This is a genomic window from Pseudomonas sp. AGC41 (genome assembly GCF_057334555.1).
The window spans coordinates 26165-44603 of sequence record NZ_JBHFJB010000117.1 but is presented as its reverse complement, the minus strand read 5'-3'; the positions used below and the strand labels follow the sequence as shown (position 1 = coordinate 44603).

At 62.1% G+C, this 18439-nt stretch carries 14 protein-coding genes; 3 read left to right on the top strand and 11 right to left on the bottom strand.

Features of this window, described 5'->3' with window-relative positions; all coding sequences use genetic code 11:
* Positions 1 to 30: 30 nt before the first annotated feature.
* The 5 genes from ACE04F_RS20395 to betI all read right to left on the bottom strand — a co-directional run bounded on the left by ACE04F_RS20395 (position 31) and on the right by betI (position 7164).
* The gene (locus tag ACE04F_RS20395; RefSeq protein WP_486109484.1) at positions 31 to 1368 is read right to left on the bottom strand and encodes a TldD/PmbA family protein; all 1338 of its coding nucleotides are present in this window, start codon (positions 1366 to 1368) and stop codon (positions 31 to 33) included.
* Positions 1368 to 2810, bottom strand: coding sequence for a TldD/PmbA family protein (locus ACE04F_RS20390; protein ID WP_486109482.1), 1443 nt, complete (start codon positions 2808 to 2810; stop codon positions 1368 to 1370). Before ACE04F_RS20390 ends, ACE04F_RS20395 begins: the two co-directional genes overlap by 1 nt.
* Before the next feature lie 277 nt (positions 2811 to 3087).
* Positions 3088 to 4791 (bottom strand): choline dehydrogenase, encoded by a 1704-nt coding sequence (gene betA, locus ACE04F_RS20385; protein WP_486109480.1) that lies wholly within the window; start codon positions 4789 to 4791, stop codon positions 3088 to 3090.
* Between the two features lie 200 nt (positions 4792 to 4991).
* The gene (gene betB, locus ACE04F_RS20380) at positions 4992 to 6464 is read right to left on the bottom strand and encodes a betaine-aldehyde dehydrogenase (protein ID WP_486109478.1); all 1473 of its coding nucleotides are present in this window, start codon (positions 6462 to 6464) and stop codon (positions 4992 to 4994) included.
* A 79-nt stretch (positions 6465 to 6543) separates the two neighbouring features.
* The gene (gene betI / locus ACE04F_RS20375; RefSeq protein WP_486109476.1) at positions 6544 to 7164 is read right to left on the bottom strand and encodes a transcriptional regulator BetI; all 621 of its coding nucleotides are present in this window, start codon (positions 7162 to 7164) and stop codon (positions 6544 to 6546) included.
* A 365-nt stretch (positions 7165 to 7529) separates the two neighbouring features.
* Here betI and ACE04F_RS20370 point away from each other — a divergent pair, with 365 nt between their 5' ends.
* Positions 7530 to 9059 (top strand): BCCT family transporter, encoded by a 1530-nt coding sequence (locus ACE04F_RS20370; protein WP_486109712.1) that lies wholly within the window; start codon positions 7530 to 7532, stop codon positions 9057 to 9059.
* Between the two features lie 320 nt (positions 9060 to 9379).
* On the opposite strand, the gene choV is transcribed toward ACE04F_RS20370, so the two are convergent.
* The 3 genes from choV to ACE04F_RS20355 form a co-directional block, all read right to left on the bottom strand.
* Positions 9380 to 10558: a choline ABC transporter ATP-binding protein gene (gene choV, locus ACE04F_RS20365; protein ID WP_305498278.1), complete on the bottom strand. Its 1179-nt coding sequence runs from the start codon at positions 10556 to 10558 to the stop codon at positions 9380 to 9382.
* Entirely contained in the window at positions 10555 to 11400 is an 846-nt protein-coding gene (gene choW / locus ACE04F_RS20360) for a choline ABC transporter permease subunit (protein WP_305498280.1), read from the bottom strand. Before choW ends, choV begins: the two co-directional genes overlap by 4 nt.
* Positions 11401 to 11464: 64 nt before the next feature.
* Positions 11465 to 12412, bottom strand: coding sequence for a choline ABC transporter substrate-binding protein (locus tag ACE04F_RS20355; protein ID WP_486109473.1), 948 nt, complete (start codon positions 12410 to 12412; stop codon positions 11465 to 11467).
* Positions 12413 to 12846: 434 nt separating this feature from the next.
* On the opposite strand from ACE04F_RS20355, the gene ACE04F_RS20350 reads away from it, so the two are divergent.
* Positions 12847 to 14223, top strand: a complete 1377-nt coding sequence (locus ACE04F_RS20350; protein ID WP_486109471.1) for an L-serine ammonia-lyase — start codon at positions 12847 to 12849, stop codon at positions 14221 to 14223.
* A 585-nt stretch (positions 14224 to 14808) separates the two neighbouring features.
* Positions 14809 to 15912, top strand: coding sequence for a choline metabolism transcriptional regulator GbdR (gene gbdR, locus ACE04F_RS20345; RefSeq protein ID WP_003177576.1), 1104 nt, complete (start codon positions 14809 to 14811; stop codon positions 15910 to 15912).
* 127 nt (positions 15913 to 16039) lie between these two features.
* On the opposite strand, the gene ACE04F_RS20340 is transcribed toward gbdR, so the two are convergent.
* From ACE04F_RS20340 to ACE04F_RS20330, 3 genes are all read right to left on the bottom strand, one after another.
* Positions 16040 to 16303, bottom strand: a complete 264-nt coding sequence (locus ACE04F_RS20340) for a hypothetical protein (RefSeq protein ID WP_434672999.1) — start codon at positions 16301 to 16303, stop codon at positions 16040 to 16042.
* A 381-nt stretch (positions 16304 to 16684) separates the two neighbouring features.
* Positions 16685 to 17848: a gamma-butyrobetaine dioxygenase gene (locus tag ACE04F_RS20335; protein WP_486109468.1), complete on the bottom strand. Its 1164-nt coding sequence runs from the start codon at positions 17846 to 17848 to the stop codon at positions 16685 to 16687.
* A gap of 20 nt (positions 17849 to 17868) precedes the next feature.
* Positions 17869 to 18345 carry a thioesterase family protein gene (locus ACE04F_RS20330; RefSeq protein ID WP_486109466.1) on the bottom strand — a complete coding sequence of 159 codons (477 nt, stop codon included), beginning with the start codon at positions 18343 to 18345 and terminating at the stop codon, positions 17869 to 17871.
* Positions 18346 to 18439: the final 94 nt, after the last annotated feature.

The following is an 18439-nucleotide window of genomic DNA, read 5'->3' as shown; positions in this document are numbered from 1 at the left end:
CCCCCCCCCCCCCCCCACGGGAACTGCGAGTTATAGCGTCAGCGTGAGCTTCTTCACCAACGCCCCCGGCAGCAGCATCGAAGCCGTGGCCCGCTGGCTGTAGGTACTGGCCGAAAGCAGAAGTTCCCGCTCCCGGGTCAGGCCTTCGAGTTGCGAGCCGAGCAGGCTGTAGACGCTGTCGTCGAAACGCATGGTGCTCACCGGCGCCTGGATCTGGCCATCCTCGACCCAGAACGTGGCGAAACGGGTCATGCCGGTCAGGCGCGCCGCCGGTTGGTCCGAGTAGTTCAGGTACCAGAGGTTGCTGATGTACAAGCCGGTGCCGAGTTCTTCGAGAACGTGCCTTAGCGCCAGATGACCCTCTTTCATCTCCAGCGCGGTAGGGTATTCATAGCTGCTGGCGCCGTTGGCGGTCAGGCCGTATTCGGCGGCGCTACGGGAGTTGATCAGCCGTGCGTTGGCCGTGCCCTTGGCGATCAGTCCCAGGTCATCGCGAGGATAACCTTCGTCGGAAAATGCCGGGCTCAGGGAGCCGCTGACCTGCTCCGTCAACCAGACGTTGGGGCTGAAGTGGGCTTCGCCGGCGTAGAACTTCTGCAGCGGGCTTTGCTTGCTGGCGATTGCACGGGCCGAGAACCCGCCCCAACTGAGCATGCCCATGATTTCTTCCAGCGCGGCTGGCGCCAGGTAGGCGCGGTATTCACCGGGCGGCAGCGTGCGCAGGGGGCGGCCGAGGAATTGCAACTGTTCGCGTGCCTGTTCGAAACGTTGGGCGAACCCTTCGCTGCTCCAGGCGTGCCCTGCATAACTGGCTTTCACGGCCTGACCGTTCTCATGGAACAAGCTGAAGTCAAAATTGAAACTGTTGGCCTGATGCCAGCCGAAGGCGCCCGAGGAACTGGCAAAGCCTCGGCTGATCGGCCCGGCCGCATAGAACCCGACCAGGTCCAGGCCTTCTGCGGCGCGGGTGATTTCGCCGACCGCCTGCTCCGTCTCGGGCAATGGGTGATCCTGCACATTGTTGCTCTGCCAGTGGTTGTGGTTGAGCAGCAGGTAGGGATCGGCGGGCAGCAACGGCAACGTCTCGCGCAACTGTTGCAGGCCTTCGCTCAGGCGTTGCAGATCGGTCTCGGTGTCGCCGGACAAGGTGATCTGCAAGTCGGCATGGCGTCCATCGTTGATCAGCTTGAGGTTGATATTGACCTGTTGGACCTGTCCGGCCTGGCGAACCTTGCCGTGGTTGAAGCGCACGAAAGCCGAAGACTCGGCGGCATAGCCGAGGGTGAACTGTTCGGGCTCACGCAAGGCATTGCGCAGCCAATCGACCAACGCCTTGAACGCCCCGGCCTCATTTGTGACGGTGCTCATCAGGCATCTCCCCCAAATACGTCAACGTTGCTGAACACGCAGGCCGGTGAAGCATGGCCGACGCGGATGACCTGGTTCGGTTCACCCTTGCCACAGTTCGGCGTGCCGAGGACCTGGGAAGTGCCGGCGTCGCCCACGGCCCTCAAGCTTTTCCAGAACTGCGCGGAAATGCCCCGGTAGTTCGGATTTTTCACCACGCCCTTGAGCTCGCCGTTTTCGATCAACTGGCCCCATTCGCAGCCAAACTGGAATTTGTTACGGGCGTCATCGATGGACCAGGAGCGGTTGGTGCGCATCAGCACGCCGTGCTCGATGCCTTGGATCAGTTGCTCCAGGGATTGGTCGCCGGGCTCGATGTTCAGGTTCGCCATGCGGTCGATGGGCGGACGATTCCAACTGCAGGCGCGGCTGTTGGCGACCCCGTCGAGGCCGGCGCGGAACTGCGACAGCGCACCGCCCAGGGGGCGCAACAGCAAGCCTTCGCGGATCAGGAACTGTTTGCTGGCAGCGCTGCCGTCGTCGTCATGGCTGTAGCTCGCCAGTTCTTCCGGGATGTCCGGGTCGAACGTCACGTTCAGCAGGTTGGAGCCGTATTGCAGGCGTCCGAAATCGCTGGTCTTGACGAAACTGGTGCCGGCGTAATTGCGCTCGTCGCCGAGGATCCGGTCCAGTTCCAGCGGGTGGCCGATGGATTCGTGGATCTGCAGCATCATCTGGTCGGGCATCAGCAACAGGTCGCGCGGGCCTTGCGGGGTGTTTGGCGCCATCAGCAATTGCAGGGCCTGGTCGGCGATCTTCGGTCCGGCACCGATCAGGCCGCAACGGTTGATCACATCGAAGCCGCCCTGCTGACCGAAGTTCTCGCGGCCCAGGGTGCGCGTCTGGCTGTCATGCCCGTCGAAGGCGGTGACGTCCAGGGCCGGGTAGATGAAGCGCTGGGCCTGGCGCAGTTCGGCACCGGCGCTGTTGAGGTAGATCTGCTCGACCTGGGTCAGGCCGATGCTGGCCTGCCAGTTCACCAGGCGTTCATCCGCGGGGACGGCGGCCGATTCGTCGCCGAGCAGTTGGTAGCAATCGCTCAATGGAGGGAACGCCTGGTCGAAATGCGGTGAGAAATAATCGGCGCGGTCGCTGGAGACCGGCTGCTCGCGCAAGTCGAGCAAAGCGTGGGGCTTGAGCCGGCGGGCCTGTTGCTCGGCGCGTTCGAGCGCCGCTTGCAGGCCGGCCTGGGACAAATCGTTGGTGGCGGCATAGGCTTCGACGCCATGGACCCGCACGGTGAGCATCGCGCCTTCGTCGCGGCTCAGGCTGGGCGGCTCGGCGACATTCTTGCGCACCGACAGATGCTGACCGGACTCGCGCACGTAACGCAGGGAAAAGAATTCAGCGCCCGTGCGCAACGCAGCAAACCGCTGCTTGAGCTGGGGGTGGAAATCGAACATGAAACCTCCTTGTCTGGAGTGGCGGTGCAGCGAGGTGCGGCGCGTTGACGCGGGCGGCTCTAGAGTAGGCCTGGGGTGGGGGAGGGATCAAGGCAGGTGGGAATTTTGCGGTGTGGCAGTCATAGAAGATGTTGAATGGGCTGGCTCCTTCGCGAGCAGGCTCGCTCCCACAGTAGGTTTTCAGTGGTCACATAGCCTGTGTCCACCACCAAACCCCTGTGGGAGCGAGCCTGCTCCGGGCGGCGATCCGACGAAGGCCGCGCCGCGGTTATGAGCCTTACTGTGCGGCAGTCGCCACTTCACGCACCGGCTTGCCACGCACCGGCGCATCGCCGGCCACGTAGTACGGCGCGGTGCTGCGTGGCAATGGCTGGCGACCGCGGATCCTGTCGGCGATTTTCTCGGCCATCATGATCGTCGGCGCGTTCAGGTTGCCGGTGGTGATGATCGGCATGATCGAGGCATCCACCACTCGCAAGCCTTGCATTCCGTGCACGCGGCCTTCGCCATCGACCACCGCCATGTCGTCGGTGCCCATCTTGCACGAGCAGGACGGGTGGAACGCGGTTTCGGCGTGCTCGCGGATAAACTGGTCCAGTTGCTCGTCGGTTTGCACTTCGATGCCCGGGCTGATCTCGCGGCCGCGGAACGGGTCGAGCGCCGGCTGTTGCATGATCTCGCGGGTCAGGCGGATGCCATCGCGAAATTCCTGCCAGTCCTGTTCGGTGGCCATGTAGTTGAAGAGGATGCTCGGGTGCTGGCGCGGGTCCTTGGACTTGGCCTGGACACGGCCACGGCTCGGCGAACGCATGGAGCCCATGTGCGCCTGGAAGCCGTGCTCCTTCACGCCATTGCTGCCGTTGTAATTGATCGCCACCGGCAGGAAGTGGTACTGGATGTTCGGCCATTCGAAATCCGGGCGGGTGCGGATGAAACCGCCGGCCTCGAACTGGTTGCTGGCGCCGATGCCGGTGCCGTTGAACAGCCACTCGGCACCAATGGCCGGCTGGTTGTACCAGAGCAGCGACGGGTACAGCGAAACCGGCTGGGTGCAAGCGTATTGCAGGTACAGCTCCAGGTGGTCCTGGAGGTTCTCACCAACGCCCGGCAGGTCGTGGACCACCGGGATGTCGAGGTTTTCCAGCAGTTTTGCCGGACCGACGCCGGAGCGTTGCAGGATCTGCGGCGAAGCGATGGCGCCGGAGCACAGCAGCACTTCCTTGCGCGCCCGGGCCTCGACGCGCTCTTCAGCGGCGCCAACGAGGTAACGCACGCCGACCGCACGCTTGCCTTCGAACAGGATCTTGTCGGTCAGGGCGTGGGTGACGATGGTCAGGGTGGAGCGCTTCTTGGCGATGTCCAGGTAACCGCGCGCGGTACTGGCGCGGCGGCCATTGGGCGTCACGGTACGGTCCATCGGGCCGAAGCCTTCCTGCTGGTAACCGTTGAGGTCTTCGGTACGCGGGTAACCGGCCTGCACGCCGGCTTCGACCATGGCGTGGAACAATGGGTTGTTGCCGGGCTTGGGCGTGGTCACGCTGACCGGACCGTCGCCGCCGTGGTAGTCGTTCGGGCCGATGTCGCGGGTTTCCGCTTTACGGAAATACGGCAGGCAGTCCAGGTAGGTCCAGTCTTCCAGGCCTGGCAGCTTGGCCCAGTTGTCATAGTCCAGGGCGTTGCCGCGGATGTAGCACATGCCGTTGATCAGCGAAGATCCGCCCAGGCCCTTGCCGCGACCGCACTCCATGCGGCGGCCGTTCATGTGCGGCTCCGGGTCGGTCTCGTAGGCCCAGTTGTAGCGTCGGCCTTGCAGCGGGAACGCCAGGGCGGCGGGCATTTGCGTGCGGAAGTCCAGGCGATAGTCCGGGCCGCCGGCTTCGAGTAGCAGGACGGTGACGCCTTCGTCTTCGGTCAGGCGGGTAGCCAGGGTGTTACCGGCCGAGCCGGCACCGATGATGATGTAATCGAATTCTTGGGACATGAAATGCACCCTCTTTTGAATTGGGTTCAGGTCGCGGTTGCCGAGATGCCTATCTTGCTCCCGCTCGGCTGCGCAGCAGTCGCAAACAGGGCGACCGTGTTCTGTCTGGATGACCTTGGGGGCTGAAGTGGGGCCGCTTCGCGGCCCAGCGGGAGCAAGCTCCCTCGCCACAAAAAGCCCCACCTCAGGTTCGTGTCAGATCAGAACACCGACGTGTAATCGCCCATTTCGACCTGTACCGATTTGATGCGCGTGTAGTTGGTCAGCGAACTGATGCCATTCTCCCGACCCACGCCCGATTGCTTGTAGCCACCGACCGGCATTTCCGCCGCGGACTCGCCCCAGGCATTGATCCAGCAGATGCCTGCTTCGAGCTGGTGGATCACGCGGTGGGCGCGGTTCAGGTCGCGGGTCACGACGCCGGCGGCCAGGCCGAAGTCAGTATCGTTGGCGCGGCGGATCACTTCTTCTTCGGTGTCGTAGGTGAGGATGCTCATCACCGGGCCGAAGATTTCCTCACGCACGATGGTCATGTCATCGGTGCAATCGGTGAACACGGTCGGTGCGACGAATGCGCCCTTGGCCAGATCGCCCTCGGTCAGGCGACCGCCGCCGCACAACAGGCGTGCGCCTTCGGCCTTGCCCTTCTCGATGTAGCCCAGCACGTTTTCCATGTGGGCGAAGCTCACCAGCGGACCGAAGTTGGTGTTTTCGTCTTCCGGGTTGCCGATGCGGATGCGCGCCACGCGTTCGGCGATCCTGGCTTCGAACGCCGCCTTCAGATGGCTCGGCACGAACACCCGGGTGCCATTGGTGCAGACCTGACCGGAGCTGTAGAAGTTGGCCATCATCGCGGTGTCGGCGGCGCGATCCAGATCGGCGTCGTCGAAGATGATCAGCGGCGACTTGCCGCCCAGCTCCATGGTCACGTCCTTGAGCGAAGAGCTCGAAGCGCTGGCCATGACTTTCTTGCCGGTGTCGGTGCCGCCGGTGAAGGAGATTTTCTCGATGCGCGGGTGCTCGGTCAGCCAGGTGCCGACTTCACGGCCACTGCCGGTCAGCACGTTGAACACGCCCGCTGGAACACCGGCTTCGGTGTAGATCTCAGCCAGTTTCAGGGTGGTCAGCGAGGTCACTTCGCTGGGCTTGAAGATCATCGCGTTGCCGGCTGCCAGGGCCGGGGCGGACTTCCACAAGGCGATCTGGATCGGGTAGTTCCACGCGCCGATACCAGCGACCACGCCCAGTGGCTCACGACGGGTATAGATGAACGAAGTGCTGCGCAGCGGAACCTGCTCGCCTTCGATGGCGGGCACCAGGCCAGCGTAATATTCCAGCACGTCGGCGCCGGTGACGATATCGACGTATTTGGTTTCGGAGAAGGATTTGCCGGTGTCCAGGGTTTCCAGGGCGGCCAGTTCATCATTGCGCTCGCGCAGGATGTCGACGGCGCGGCGCAGGATGCGCGAGCGCTGCATGGCGGTCATCGCCGCCCAGACTTTCTGGCCCTTTTCGGCGCTGACCACGGCGCGCTCGACGTCCTCGAACGTCGCGCGCTGCACCAGGGCGAGAACTTCACCGTTGGCCGGGTTGATGGCTTCGAAAGTGGCGTCGCCGCTGGCATCGCTGTACGCGCCATCGATGTAGAGTTTTTGCAGTTCGAAACGGGCCATAAAGTCCTCGCAAGTGCATGAGTGGTTGGCTGGCCACCGAGCGTGTCGTTTATAGCTGACTACGCGCTGCGGTGACGGTTCAGGAGTCGAGCGGTTCTGTGTGCTCTGGCGCTCCTGCCTTGGCCAGTTGGAAATCCATGTATTCGTAAGCGATCTGGTGTGCCTGGGCGGTATCGAACGCGTCTCCCGACAGCGCCCCGCGCAGCCACAAACCGTCAATCAGAGCGGCCAGGCCCCGTGCCGCGCTGCGTGCCTGGTCAACGGGCAAGACGCGGCGGAACTGGCTACACAGGTTCGAATACAGACGGTGATCGTTGATCCGCTGCAACCTGTGCAAAGACGGGTGGTGCATGCTGGTGGCCCAGAAGGCCAGCCAGGTTTTCATTGCCGGCCCGTTGACCTGGCTGGCGTCGAAGTTGCCTTCGATGATCACCTTCAGGTGAGCTCGCGGGCTCGGGTCCGTCAGCGCTTGACGCCGCGTGGTGACGTTCTCGCTCAGGACACTCATCAGGTACTGGGCCGTGGCCGCGATCAGGCCATTCTTGTCCTGAAAGTAGTGACTGATGATGCCGTTCGAAACACCGGCCAAACGGGCGATCAGCGCAATGCTGGCGTCCCCCATTCCGACCTGGTCGACAGCCTGCAAAGTGGCTTCGATCAACTGCTGGCGGCGGATGGGTTGCATACCGACCTTGGGCATCTGCACATCTCCTTAGGCCATCGGGCGGACGAGTCTTCGCCTGCCTTCATGAGGGCCAGTCTATTTTGTTTTGATTGAACGTTCAATCAACAAAGAATAAGCTCTGCGACAAATCGTCGCGATTTACGAAATTTCCTACGCGTAAACGGCGTAAATAAACGGACATCAAGGGCCTCACACCCCACGCATCGCGGGGGCAAGGGCTCCAGGGTGTCTTTATAACACCCGCCGGTCGGCTGCCAACTCATCGATCGGGCGGGTATTGCGTTGCCTAGTCCTTCTCTCGCACTGCCTGGAGCATCCGTGCAATGAGTTCTGCCTTGCTAATAAAGACCCCGCCGCAGAAGGTGACGGTCAACGGTTGGGTGTTCTACACCTCCACCGCGCTGATTCTGTTGTTGACCGCCATTCTGATCATCGCCCCGCAGGAGGCCGGCCGGTTGCTCGGCATCGCCCAGGCGTGGCTATCGCGCAGCTTCGGCTGGTACTACATGGTGGTCATCGCCGCTTACCTGGTCTTTGTGGTCGGCCTGGCGTTTTCTTCCTACGGCAAGCTCAAGCTGGGCAGCAAGGACGACACGCCGGATTTCAGTTATGGCGCCTGGGCCGGGATGCTGTTTTCCTCGGGCATCGGCATTTCGCTGTTGTACTTTGGCGCATCCGAGCCACTGGACCATTTCTTCAACCCGCCCGAAGGCATCGCCGGAAGTAATCAGGCTGCGCGCCAGGCGGTGCAGCTGACGTTTTTGCATTGGGGTTTGCACGGCTGGGCGATCTACGCCCTCGTGGGCCTGGCCGTGGCCTATTTCGCCTACCGGCATAACCAGCCGCTGGCGCTGCGTTCGGCCCTGTATCCGCTGATGGGCGAACGCTGGGTCAAGGGCGCGGCCGGTCACGCGGTGGACGGCTTCGGCATGTTCGTGACGTTGCTGGGGCTGGTGACCAACCTGGGGATCGGTTCGCTGCAAGTCGCCTCCGGGCTGGAAAACCTGTTTGGCATGGAGCACAGCAACACCAACCTGCTGATCGTGATCATCGTGATGAGCAGCGTGGCGACCATCGCCGCCGTGTCCGGCGTGGAGAACGGCATCCGCCGGCTATCCAACCTGAACATCGTGCTGTTCAGCGGTTTGCTGATCTTCGTCTTGCTGTGCGGCCCAACCCTGCATCTGCTCAACGGCTTCGTGCAGAACATTGGCGACTACCTCAACGGCGTAGTGCTCAAGACGTTCGATCTGTACGTGTATGCGGACGACAACGCCAAGTCGGGCCGCTGGATGGGCCTGTGGACGCTGTTCTACTGGGCCTGGTGGATTTCCTGGGCGCCATTTGTCGGCATGTTTATCGCGCGGATTTCCCGTGGCCGCACCGTGCGCGAGCTGGTGGCCGGCGTGTTGCTGATTCCCCTGGGCTTTACGCTGGCCTGGCTGTCGATTTTCGGTAACTCGGCGCTGGATCTGGTGATGAACCACGGGGCGGTGGAGCTAGGCAAGACCGCACTGACGCAGCCGTCGATGTCGATCTATCAGTTGCTGGAGTATTACCCGGCGTCGAAAGTGGTGATCGGCGTGTCGATCTTTGTCGGTTTTGTCCTGTTCCTGACCCCGGCGGACTCCGGCGCGGTGATGATGGCTAATCTCTCGTGCACGGGCGGCAATGTCGATGAAGATGCGCCCCACTGGTTGCGGATCTTCTGGTCGGTGGTGATCACGCTGGTGACCATCGGCCTGTTGTTTGCCGGTAACTTCGAAGCCATGCAAACCATGGTCGTGCTGGCCGGGCTGCCGTTCTCGGTGGTGCTGGTGTTCTTCATGTTCGGCCTGCACAAGGCCATGCGCGAGGATGTGCGGGTTGAGCAGCAGGAGTTGGCGGCGCCGGGCCGGGTCTATAGCTGAAGCTCGGTCTGGCCAGGCTCTTGTGGCAAGGACGCTCTTGTAGCGAGGGAGCTTGCTCCCGCTGGGACGGTCCGACGCTTCGGGCGAAGCAACCCCAGAACCTGACACCGCGTGGCTCCAGGTGGAACAGTGAACTAGGGTTTGCGACTGCTGCGCAGTCGAGCGGGAGCAAGCTCCCTCGCCACAGTTGTCAGCATTCCAAGCCCAGTATCAGCATCCCAAGTCAGTACCAGCATTTCAAACCTGGTACGAGCATCCGACCTTGGAAGGCACAAACAAAAACGCCGCGATCATCTCGCGGCGTTTTTGTGTACCCGGGCTCAGCCCAGGTTCTTGCCGAGCAGCGCGTGGTACAGCTCGCTGTCGCCGAGGATCCCGACGACCTTCTGGTTATCGTGGAGCACCAGCTTGTTGCCGGTCTGATAGCGGATCTGCAAGGCGTCGCGCATGCCGATGCTGGAGTCCACCAGGGTCGGACGGCGGCCGAGGCCCTCGACGGCCTGGCCCGGTGCCCAGTTTTGCAGGTCCAGCGCGGCGCCGTTCTGGCGGGCGCCCTTGATGGTGTTGCCTTCGGCCAGGTCGAGCCAGGAATCGCCGCCCGGGTCCAGGCACACGGAACCGTTGATGCGTTTGCAGTTGTCCAGGGTGCGCATCAGGCTGCGGCCGCAGAGCACGTTGAGCGGGTTGGTGTGGGCGACGAAGGTGCGCACGTAGTCATCCGCCGGGTTCAGCACGATCTGTTCCGGCTTGCTGTACTGGATGATGCGGCCGTCTTTCATAATGGCGATGCGGCTGCCCAGTTTCAGGGCTTCGTCGAGGTCATGGCTGACGAATACGATGGTCTTGCTCAGCTTGCGCTGCAGCTCCAGCAGTTCGTCCTGCAGGCCTTGGCGGATCAGCGGGTCGAGGGCCGAGAAGGGTTCGTCCATGAGCAGGATATCGGCGTCCATCGCCAGGGCACGGGCCAGGCCGACCCGTTGTTGCATGCCGCCGGAGAGCTCGTCGGGCTTCTTGTTGCGCCACTGGGTCAGGCCCACCAGCTCAAGCTTTTCATCCACCAGCTTCTTGCGTTCCTTCTCCGGGCGGCCCTGCATTTCCAGGCCGAAGCTGATGTTCTCACGCACCGTCAGCCAGGGCATCAGGGCAAATTTCTGGAACACCATGGCGATGCGCTTGGTGCGCATCATCTTCAGCTCGGCGGGGGTGCAGGAGGCGATGTCGATCTGCCGGCCTTCGTGTTCGACGAACAATTTGCCGCGACTCACTGTGTTCAAGCCGTTGATGCAGCGCAGCAGGCTCGACTTGCCAGAGCCGGAGAGGCCCATCAGCACGCAGATCTCGCCTTTTTCGACATCCAGGCTGGCCTTTTCCACGCCGACGATCTGCCCGGTCTGCTTCAGGATCTCGTTGCGGGTCATGCCCTTGTCGAGCAGCTTGAGGGCTTCGCGCGGATCTTTGGCGAAGATCACGTCGACCTCTTCGAAGCGGATTATGCTCATGCGTCACCCCCTACTTTGGCGTCGGGTTGTTTGCAGATTCGGTCGAGCATGATCGCCAGCAATACGATCGCCAGGCCGGCTTCGAAGCCCAGGGCGATATCGGCGGTGTTCAGTGCGTTGACCACGGGTTTGCCCAGGCCGTCGGCACCGACCAGCGCCGCGATGACCACCATCGACAACGACAGCATGATGCATTGGGTGATACCGGCGGCGATGCTCGGCATGGCATGGGGCAATTCAATGCGAGAGAGGAGCTGACGACGGGAACAGCCGAAGGCTTTGCCGGCGTCCATCAGTTCGTCCGGAACGTCGCGGATGCCCAGGTAGGTGAGGCGGATGGGCGCGGCAATCGCGAACACCACCGTGGAGATCAGGCCCGGGACCACACCCAGACCGAAGAGGGTCAGGGTAGGAATGAGGTAGACGAAGGTCGGTACGGTCTGCATCAGATCGAGCACCGGCCGCATCATGGTGTAGAACATCGGCTTGTGCGCGGCAACAATGCCCAGCGGCACGCCGATCAGCACGCAGACCAGGGTCGCGAACAGCACCTGGGCGAGGGTTTCCATGGTTTCCTGCCAGTAACCCAGGTTGAGGATCAGCAGGAACGAGGCGATGACAAAAACGGTCAGGCCCCATTTGCGCTGGATGAAATGCGCCAGCAGGGCAATGAGGCCGATCAGGGCCAGGGGATTGAACCAGGTCAGCGCAAACGTCACGCCGTGAATCATCGTTTCCAGAAACATCGCAATGGCGTCGAAGGTATTGGCGCCGTTTTGCGTCAACCATTCGACAAAGCCCGCGATGTACTGGCCCAAGGGTATTTTCTGATCAATAAGCATGGTAGTGAACTTCCGCATGCAAGGAATAAACAGCCCGGGCGAGTGACTCGCCCGGCATAAGCTTTTACTGCGCGAGCTTGGTTTTCACGGCCTCCAGGCCAGGTTTACCGTCGATGGTGGTGACGCCGGCGAGCCAGGTGTCGAGCACCTGTGGGTTTTTCTTCAGCCAGGCCTTGGCGGCGGCTTCAGGCTTCATCTTGTCGTCCAGCACGTTGCCCATCAGCGTGCTTTCCATGTCGAGGGTGAAGACCAGGTTTTTCAGCAGTTGGCCGACGTTGCCGCATTCCTGGGCATAGCCTTTGCGCGTGTTGGTATAGATGGTCGCCTGGCCGAAGTTCGGACCGAAGAATTCATCACCACCGGTGAGGTATTTCATCTTGAAACGGGTGTTCATCGGGTGCGGTTCCCAGCCCAGGAACACCACGGCGGTGTTACGGCGCTGGGCGCGATCGACCTGCGACAGCATGCCGGCTTCGCTGGATTCGACCACCTTGAAGCCAGCGTCCTTGAGACCGAAGGCGTTCTTGTCGATCATGCTCTGGATCAACCGGTTGCCGTCGTTGCCCGGTTCGATGCCGTAGATCTTGCCGTCCAGTTCCTTCTTGAACTTGGCGATGTCGGCGAAATCTTTCAGACCCTTGTTATAGAGCTCTTCGGGAACGGCCAGGGTGTACTTGGCGTTCTCCAGGTTGGCGCGCACGGTTTCCACGGTGCCGGCTTCGCGGTAGGCCTTGATGTCGTTTTCCATGGTCGGCATCCAGTTGCCGAGGAAAACGTCCATGTTCTTGCCGTCGGCCAGGGATTTGTAGGTCACTGGTACGGAGATCATCGTGGTCTTGGTCTTGTAGCCGAGGGCGTCGAGTACGACGCTGGTGGTAGCGGTGGTAACGGTGATGTCGGTCCAGCCGACATCGGAGAAGTTGACGGTGCTGCACTGTGCGGGCTCTGCAGCGTTGGCCAGCATTGGAAGACTCAGCATGGCGGCCAACAACAACGGCTTGGAACCTTTCATGGGTGGACTCCTGGTGTCTTATCGGCAGTGTCCGGTCGGGGACAACCGCGCTTTTTTGCTTTTCTAATGTTGCGGTTGGTGGCGCGTGGGCACCCTGGGTGACACGCGGCCTTGCAAACGAGCCGTAACCGATCATGTACCAGTGCAAATCCGACGCCTACAGGGTGCGTCGTATCCAGTACAGGGAGGGTCGCATCCAGTGTTGGTGACGTCGTTTACAGATTTTTTCCGCCCTCGGCTGGCTTCTGACACGCAAAAAAACGTCGTAGAACCCGGGCGACAAGGGCGCGGCGCTGCTGGGCATGATTGCGTCGGTGTCAGACGTCGAAAGCCGATTCAAAAGCCGGATGATGCGGCCATCCCGGCGTTGAGCGTAGCAGCTCCGCCACCGGGCGCTCCTGCGCCCGGATGTGACCGTTCTGGAGATCCAAGGCATGGCTATCAGCGTGTTCGACCTGTTCAAGATCGGTATCGGCCCGTCCAGTTCCCATACCGTGGGCCCCATGCGCGCCGCGGCGCTGTTCGTTGAAGCGCTGCGGGCGAAGGCGCTGCTGCACGATGTGCGCCGGGTCGAGGTGCAGTTGTACGGTTCGCTGTCGGCGACCGGCATCGGTCATGGCAGCGACAACGCCACGATCATGGGCTTGATGGGCGAGTGGCCCGACGCGATCGACCCGTCGCAGATCGGCACGCGCATCGAACTGCTGCGCGAAACCGGGACCTTATTGCTGGATGGGCGTTTGCCGGTGCCTTTTGTCTGGTCGCGCGACATGCGCCTGATCGACGAGAACCTGCCGTTCCACCCTAACGCGATGACCTTGATTGCCGAAGGCGCGAGCGGCGAATTGCACCGTGACACCTACTATTCCATCGGCGGAGGTTTTGTTGTTGACCAGGCCCAGGCTTCCAGCGGCGTGGTGGACCTGGACAGCACCGAACTGCCTTACGATTTTTCCAGCGCCGAAGAACTCCTCGCCCTGTGCCGCACCCACAACCTGCGGGTGGCCGAGTTGATGATGGCGAATGAAAGGGTCTGGCGCTCCGAGGAAGAGATCCGCAGCGGCCTGATGAAACTCTGGCGGGCCATGCAGGATTGCGTCGAACAAGGCCTCAAGCACGAAGGCATCCTGCCCGGCGGCCTCAACGTGCGGCGGCGTGCGGCCAAGTTGCATCGCAGCCTGCAGGAACTGAACAAACCGAACGTGATCGGCTCGACCTTGAGCGCCATGGAGTGGGTCAACCTGTTCGCCCTGGCGGTCAACGAGGAAAACGCCGCCGGCGGGCGCATGGTCACGGCGCCGACCAATGGCGCGGCGGGGATCATTCCGGCGGTGCTGCACTACTTCATGAAATTCAGCGAAGCGGTGACCGACGCCAACGTGGTGGATTATTTCCTTGGCGCGGCGGCGGTGGGAATCCTGTGCAAGAAAAATGCTTCGATCTCCGGCGCCGAAGTCGGCTGCCAGGGCGAAGTCGGCTCGGCCTGCGCCATGGCGGCGGCGGGCCTGGCGGAAATCCTCGGCGCCACGCCGGAGCAGTTGTGCAACGCCGCGGAAATCGGCCTGGAACACAACCTTGGCCTGACGTGCGACCCGGTCGGCGGCCTGGTCCAGGTACCCTGCATCGAGCGCAACGCGATTGCCGCGGTGAAAGCCATCAATGCCGCACAGATGGCCCTGCGTGGCGACGGCCAGCACTTCATCTCCCTGGACCGGGTGATCCGCACCATGCGCGACACCGGTGCCGACATGCATGACAAATATAAAGAGACATCGCGGGGTGGGTTGGCGGTGAGTGCGGTGGAGTGTTGAACCGGTGTTTCCACTAAACCTGTGGCGAGGGAGCTTGCTCCCGCTGGGGCGCGAAGCGCCCCTTTTGCATTTTGTCTGACACACCAAGGTGGCAACTCAGGGCCGCTTCTCCCGAAGCGTCGGACCGTCCCGACGGCAGCAAGCTCCCTCGCCACGGGATCGAGAAAAACCGCTCGTAAAATGAACACCGCTGCAAAAACACGCCACGTTTTGGCGCGTCGCAAACAGACAAGACCTGACTTATCGGTCACGCCATTGTCCGCCGCGCTACCGTCCGTCCCCGCGCTTGCGGTGACATCCGTCGTGCAAGCGGCGCAGCCCAGTTACCACAAGTGCTACCGATCTGCTCACAGCCCACTGTGGCAGGTGTCTGGGGCCGTTGATGGCACTTTAAAGCCAGCCCCGACAGGCCCCTTGAATAGACAGCTCGGCATGTCGTTTTCAGGAGTTATTGAACACCCATTCAAATTTAGGCATGGCAATTGCTCTATCCCAACAAAGCCCCCTCTCACGCAAGAGAATGATGGGCAATAACAAGAGCCTCCGCCTGAGGCCATCACCCGCTTTGTGTGAGGAGATACCGCGATGACGACGTCCAACTCCGGGGCCCAACCCCAGAACCGTGCGCCTCAATCCATCGGCTTTTTGCTGCTGGACAATTTCACGCTGATTTCCCTGGCGTCCGCGGTGGAACCGCTACGCATGGCCAACCAGCTGTCCGGTCGCGAGTTGTATCGCTGGACCACCCTGACCGTCGATGGCGGGCAGGTCTGGGCCAGTGACGGTCTGCAGATCACGCCTGACGCCTCCATGCACAAAGCGCCGGCCCTCGACACCGTCATCGTCTGCGGCGGCATCGGCATCCAGCGCACCGTTACCCGTGAGCATGTTTCCTGGCTGCAAAGCCAGGCCCGGCAGTCCCGTCGCCTCGGCGCGGTCTGCACCGGCAGCTGGGCGCTGGCCTGTGCCGGCCTGCTGGACGGTTTCGATTGCAGCGTGCACTGGGAATGCCTGGCGGCCATGCAGGAAGCCTTCCCGCGGGTGTCGATGAGCACGCGCCTGTTCACCCTCGACCGCAATCGCTTCACCAGTTCCGGCGGCACAGCGCCGCTGGACATGATGCTGCACTTGATCAGCCGTGACCACGGTCGTGAGCTGTCGGCGGCGATCTCGGAAATGTTTGTCTATGAGCGCATCCGCAACGAGCAGGATCACCAGCGGGTGCCGCTCAAGCACATGCTCGGTACCAACCAGCCGAAGTTGCAGGAAATCGTCGCACTGATGGAGGCCAACCTCGAAGAACCGATCGACCTGGACGAGCTGGCGGTGTATGTCGCCGTGTCCCGACGTCAGCTCGAGCGCCTGTTCCAGAAGTACCTGCACTGTTCGCCGTCGCGCTACTACCTCAAGCTACGGCTGATCCGCGCGCGGCAGCTGCTCAAGCAGACGCCGATGTCGATCATCGAAGTGGCCTCGGTGTGCGGCTTCGTCTCCACCCCGCACTTCTCCAAGTGCTACCGCGAATACTTCGGCATTCCGCCGCGTGACGAACGCGTCGGTTCCAATACCACCCAGCAGGTAGCGATGATGCCGTTGCCGCAGGCCCTGGTGCTGTCACCATTGTCCGGCCCGCTGTCGGCGCTGAGCCAGGCGCGCAATGAGTCGACGTTTGCCAGTGTGAGGCTCTAGGACCGAGGGCTTTTGTGGCATGGGAGCTTGCTCCCGCTGGACCGGGCTGGCGCTCCAGCGCGCAGCGGTCCCAAGCTTTTTGGGGCTGCTACGCAGCCCAGCGGGAGCAAGCTCCCTCGCCACAAGGTCAGGCGCTATGGTTCTGCTGGTATTCCGTCAGCGCTGGCAGCAGCTGTTTGTCGATTGCCTGGCGCACCGCCGGCAGGATGGTCGCGCTGCTGGTGTACATGTCCTTGACCATGCGCCGCAGTTCATTGGCACGCGCCCGGTCCAGGCCGCGCACCGCGCATTCACAGGCCTGCTCGGCGGTCGCACCGCTGGGTATCTGCAGCCCCAGGGCCTTGAGTTGGCCCAGCAGGTCTTCCTGGTCGATCAAATCGGCGTACATCATGACGCTTTTCCTTGTTCAGGGATTGGGGTCGTGACTGGATTCTGGTAGCCGTCCGAAGCGGCGGCAAGGGCAAATCGTCGATCTGGCATGAATGACTATGAGCGGGTCGTTTTCGGCTAACTCACCCGCCTCGGGAGTGGGCACACTGGCCCCAAGCTGAATCACGATGGTTTGGTCACCCTCGCGCAACGGCTCCTCCAGTAACGCTCCTGCCCCGATCCTGTCACGGCTTGATCGGGGATTTTTTTGTCTGCTTGAATCATGGGAAATGCGTTGTCTGATCAGGTGCTTTCGCGAGCAGGCTCGCTCCCACATTAGATTTTGTGATCGACACAGAACCCCTGTGGGAGCGAGCCTGCTCGCGAAGAACGATGACGCGGTTTATCGCTGCAACACCAGAATCCGCGACAGCAACTCATCCCGATCGACATAACACCCCTGGAAGTGCCGCGCCCCGGAGGCTGGGTCGAACGCATTGCGCGCGTGGAGGGTGCGACGGTTGTCGAAGCACCAGAGCTGGCCGGGTTCAAGCCTTTGCACCAGGCGAAACCGAGGCTCGCGGGTCAGGGCAATGAAGCGGCGATAGGCTTGATAGAGCCTGGGCATCTGCTCCACCGACGTATCGAACGGTCCGCGCAAGAAATTCGCCATGCGGATCTCCGAGACCTGCCCCAGCGTATCCAGGGCGATGATCGGCGCCAGGCAGCGGTAGTCGCTGTGGCGGTCCTTGTTGCGAAATTCCACGGGGATCTGGCATAACGCATCGAACGCTTTGCAATCCTCTTGGCGCAGTGCCTCGGCAATGGCAAAACCGTCGACGAAGATGCTCTCGCCACCGTCGGCGTCGTTCACCAGGCAATGCAGGAACTGCAAACCCGGCTGCAATTCCCGGGTGGGCAGATCGCTGTGCAGCGGCAGGTTGAACGCGGTGTAGGCGTTGCTGTCGGCGTCGGCCTTGGATTGCACGTTGAAGAGCACGCCGAAGTTGCTTTCGCGAATGAAGGAAATACGTTGGGCAATCTGTTTCAGCGAACCGGGTTCAGTGGGCACGCCGCGCACTTGGGTCAGGCCTATGTCGCGTATCGCCAGCAGCCATTGCAGCAACGCGTCGGTGTCCTCCATCAGCGCTTGGTATTCGAACACCGGCAGTGACAGATCGTGCTGCCACAGTTGGCGTTGTGGTTTGCCCGCCAGTCGCTCGGCCCTGGATTGATCGTCATAGGCATGGGCGCGCAACCAACCCGGGTCGAAAAGGCTCTGATGGCCGTCCTGCCAAACCACGTGTAGGCAGCCCGCGCGGTCGATGTCGATTTCGCCGGGCGTCAGGTCTTCCGGGACGTCGACGATCTCCAGGACCTGCTCGCGGGTGACGCTGTAGACACACTGCGCGCAGGGGCAGTTGTCCCGCAGCCATTGATGGTGAAACGGGCTGATCCGACCGTCGGCCCACGTGACGTGGACCTGGTCGGCCAAGGGTGTCAGAGCGCTCAATGCCTGGACAAGAGGGTAGCGTCGGAAGTCGGCAATAGCGGCGGCGATGTTCATGGCGGTCTCCTGTTCGAAGCTTATCGGGCGGGCGGCAGAGCAATGACACGGCCTATGTAAATAGGGACCGGCAGGTCGGATTGGCTGTCGATCAGGGCTTTGAGTCGGCCCAGGGTCTCCTCGGTGAAAGGCGCTGAACGCGGGCCCGCCAGGTCGACGTGCAGCAGCATCTGTTCATTGCCGGCCAGCTCTTTATCTCCGCCCACCAGGTGCAGGCTGTGGTAGAGGTGCAGGCGTTTGCTGTCGTGGCCGATGATTTGTGTGTGCACCTCTACCTCGGCCCCGAGCTTCACTTCGTGGAGGTAGTTCAGGTGCAGTTCGAGGGTAAACAGCGAATGGCCGCTGGCTTCGCGGTTCTGGCTGTCCAGGCCGAGCTGGTCCATCAGCGCGTCGGTGGCGTAGCTGAAGATCAGCAGGTAGAAGGCATCGCGCAGGTGGCCGTTGTAGTCGACCCATTCAGGGAGGATGGGGGTTTGGTAGGTGGTGAGAGCGGGCATGATTCTGGCTCCGACGGGTAGGGTGACTGGGCTGGCGCTTTCGCGAGCAGGCTCGCTCCCACATTAGTTCTGTCTCGTTCATGCAACCTGTGGG

Coding starts and splice junctions, on each gene's coding strand:
- ACE04F_RS20355 (WP_486109473.1), bottom strand. CDS start 12,412: ATGAAAGGTTCCAAGCCGTTGTTGTTGGCCGCCATGCTGAGTCTTCCA.
- ACE04F_RS20330 (WP_486109466.1), bottom strand. CDS start 18,345: ATGCCCGCTCTCACCACCTACCAAACCCCCATCCTCCCTGAATGGGTC.
- gbdR (WP_003177576.1), top strand. CDS start 14,809: ATGACGACGTCCAACTCCGGGGCCCAACCCCAGAACCGTGCGCCTCAA.
- betB (WP_486109478.1), bottom strand. CDS start 6,464: ATGGCCCGTTTCGAACTGCAAAAACTCTACATCGATGGCGCGTACAGC.
- ACE04F_RS20350 (WP_486109471.1), top strand. CDS start 12,847: ATGGCTATCAGCGTGTTCGACCTGTTCAAGATCGGTATCGGCCCGTCC.
- ACE04F_RS20335 (WP_486109468.1), bottom strand. CDS start 17,848: ATGAACATCGCCGCCGCTATTGCCGACTTCCGACGCTACCCTCTTGTC.
- choW (WP_305498280.1), bottom strand. CDS start 11,400: ATGCTTATTGATCAGAAAATACCCTTGGGCCAGTACATCGCGGGCTTT.
- ACE04F_RS20340 (WP_434672999.1), bottom strand. CDS start 16,303: ATGATGTACGCCGATTTGATCGACCAGGAAGACCTGCTGGGCCAACTC.
- choV (WP_305498278.1), bottom strand. CDS start 10,558: ATGAGCATAATCCGCTTCGAAGAGGTCGACGTGATCTTCGCCAAAGAT.
- betI (WP_486109476.1), bottom strand. CDS start 7,164: ATGCCCAAGGTCGGTATGCAACCCATCCGCCGCCAGCAGTTGATCGAA.
- ACE04F_RS20390 (WP_486109482.1), bottom strand. CDS start 2,810: ATGTTCGATTTCCACCCCCAGCTCAAGCAGCGGTTTGCTGCGTTGCGC.
- ACE04F_RS20395 (WP_486109484.1), bottom strand. CDS start 1,368: ATGAGCACCGTCACAAATGAGGCCGGGGCGTTCAAGGCGTTGGTCGAT.
- betA (WP_486109480.1), bottom strand. CDS start 4,791: ATGTCCCAAGAATTCGATTACATCATCATCGGTGCCGGCTCGGCCGGT.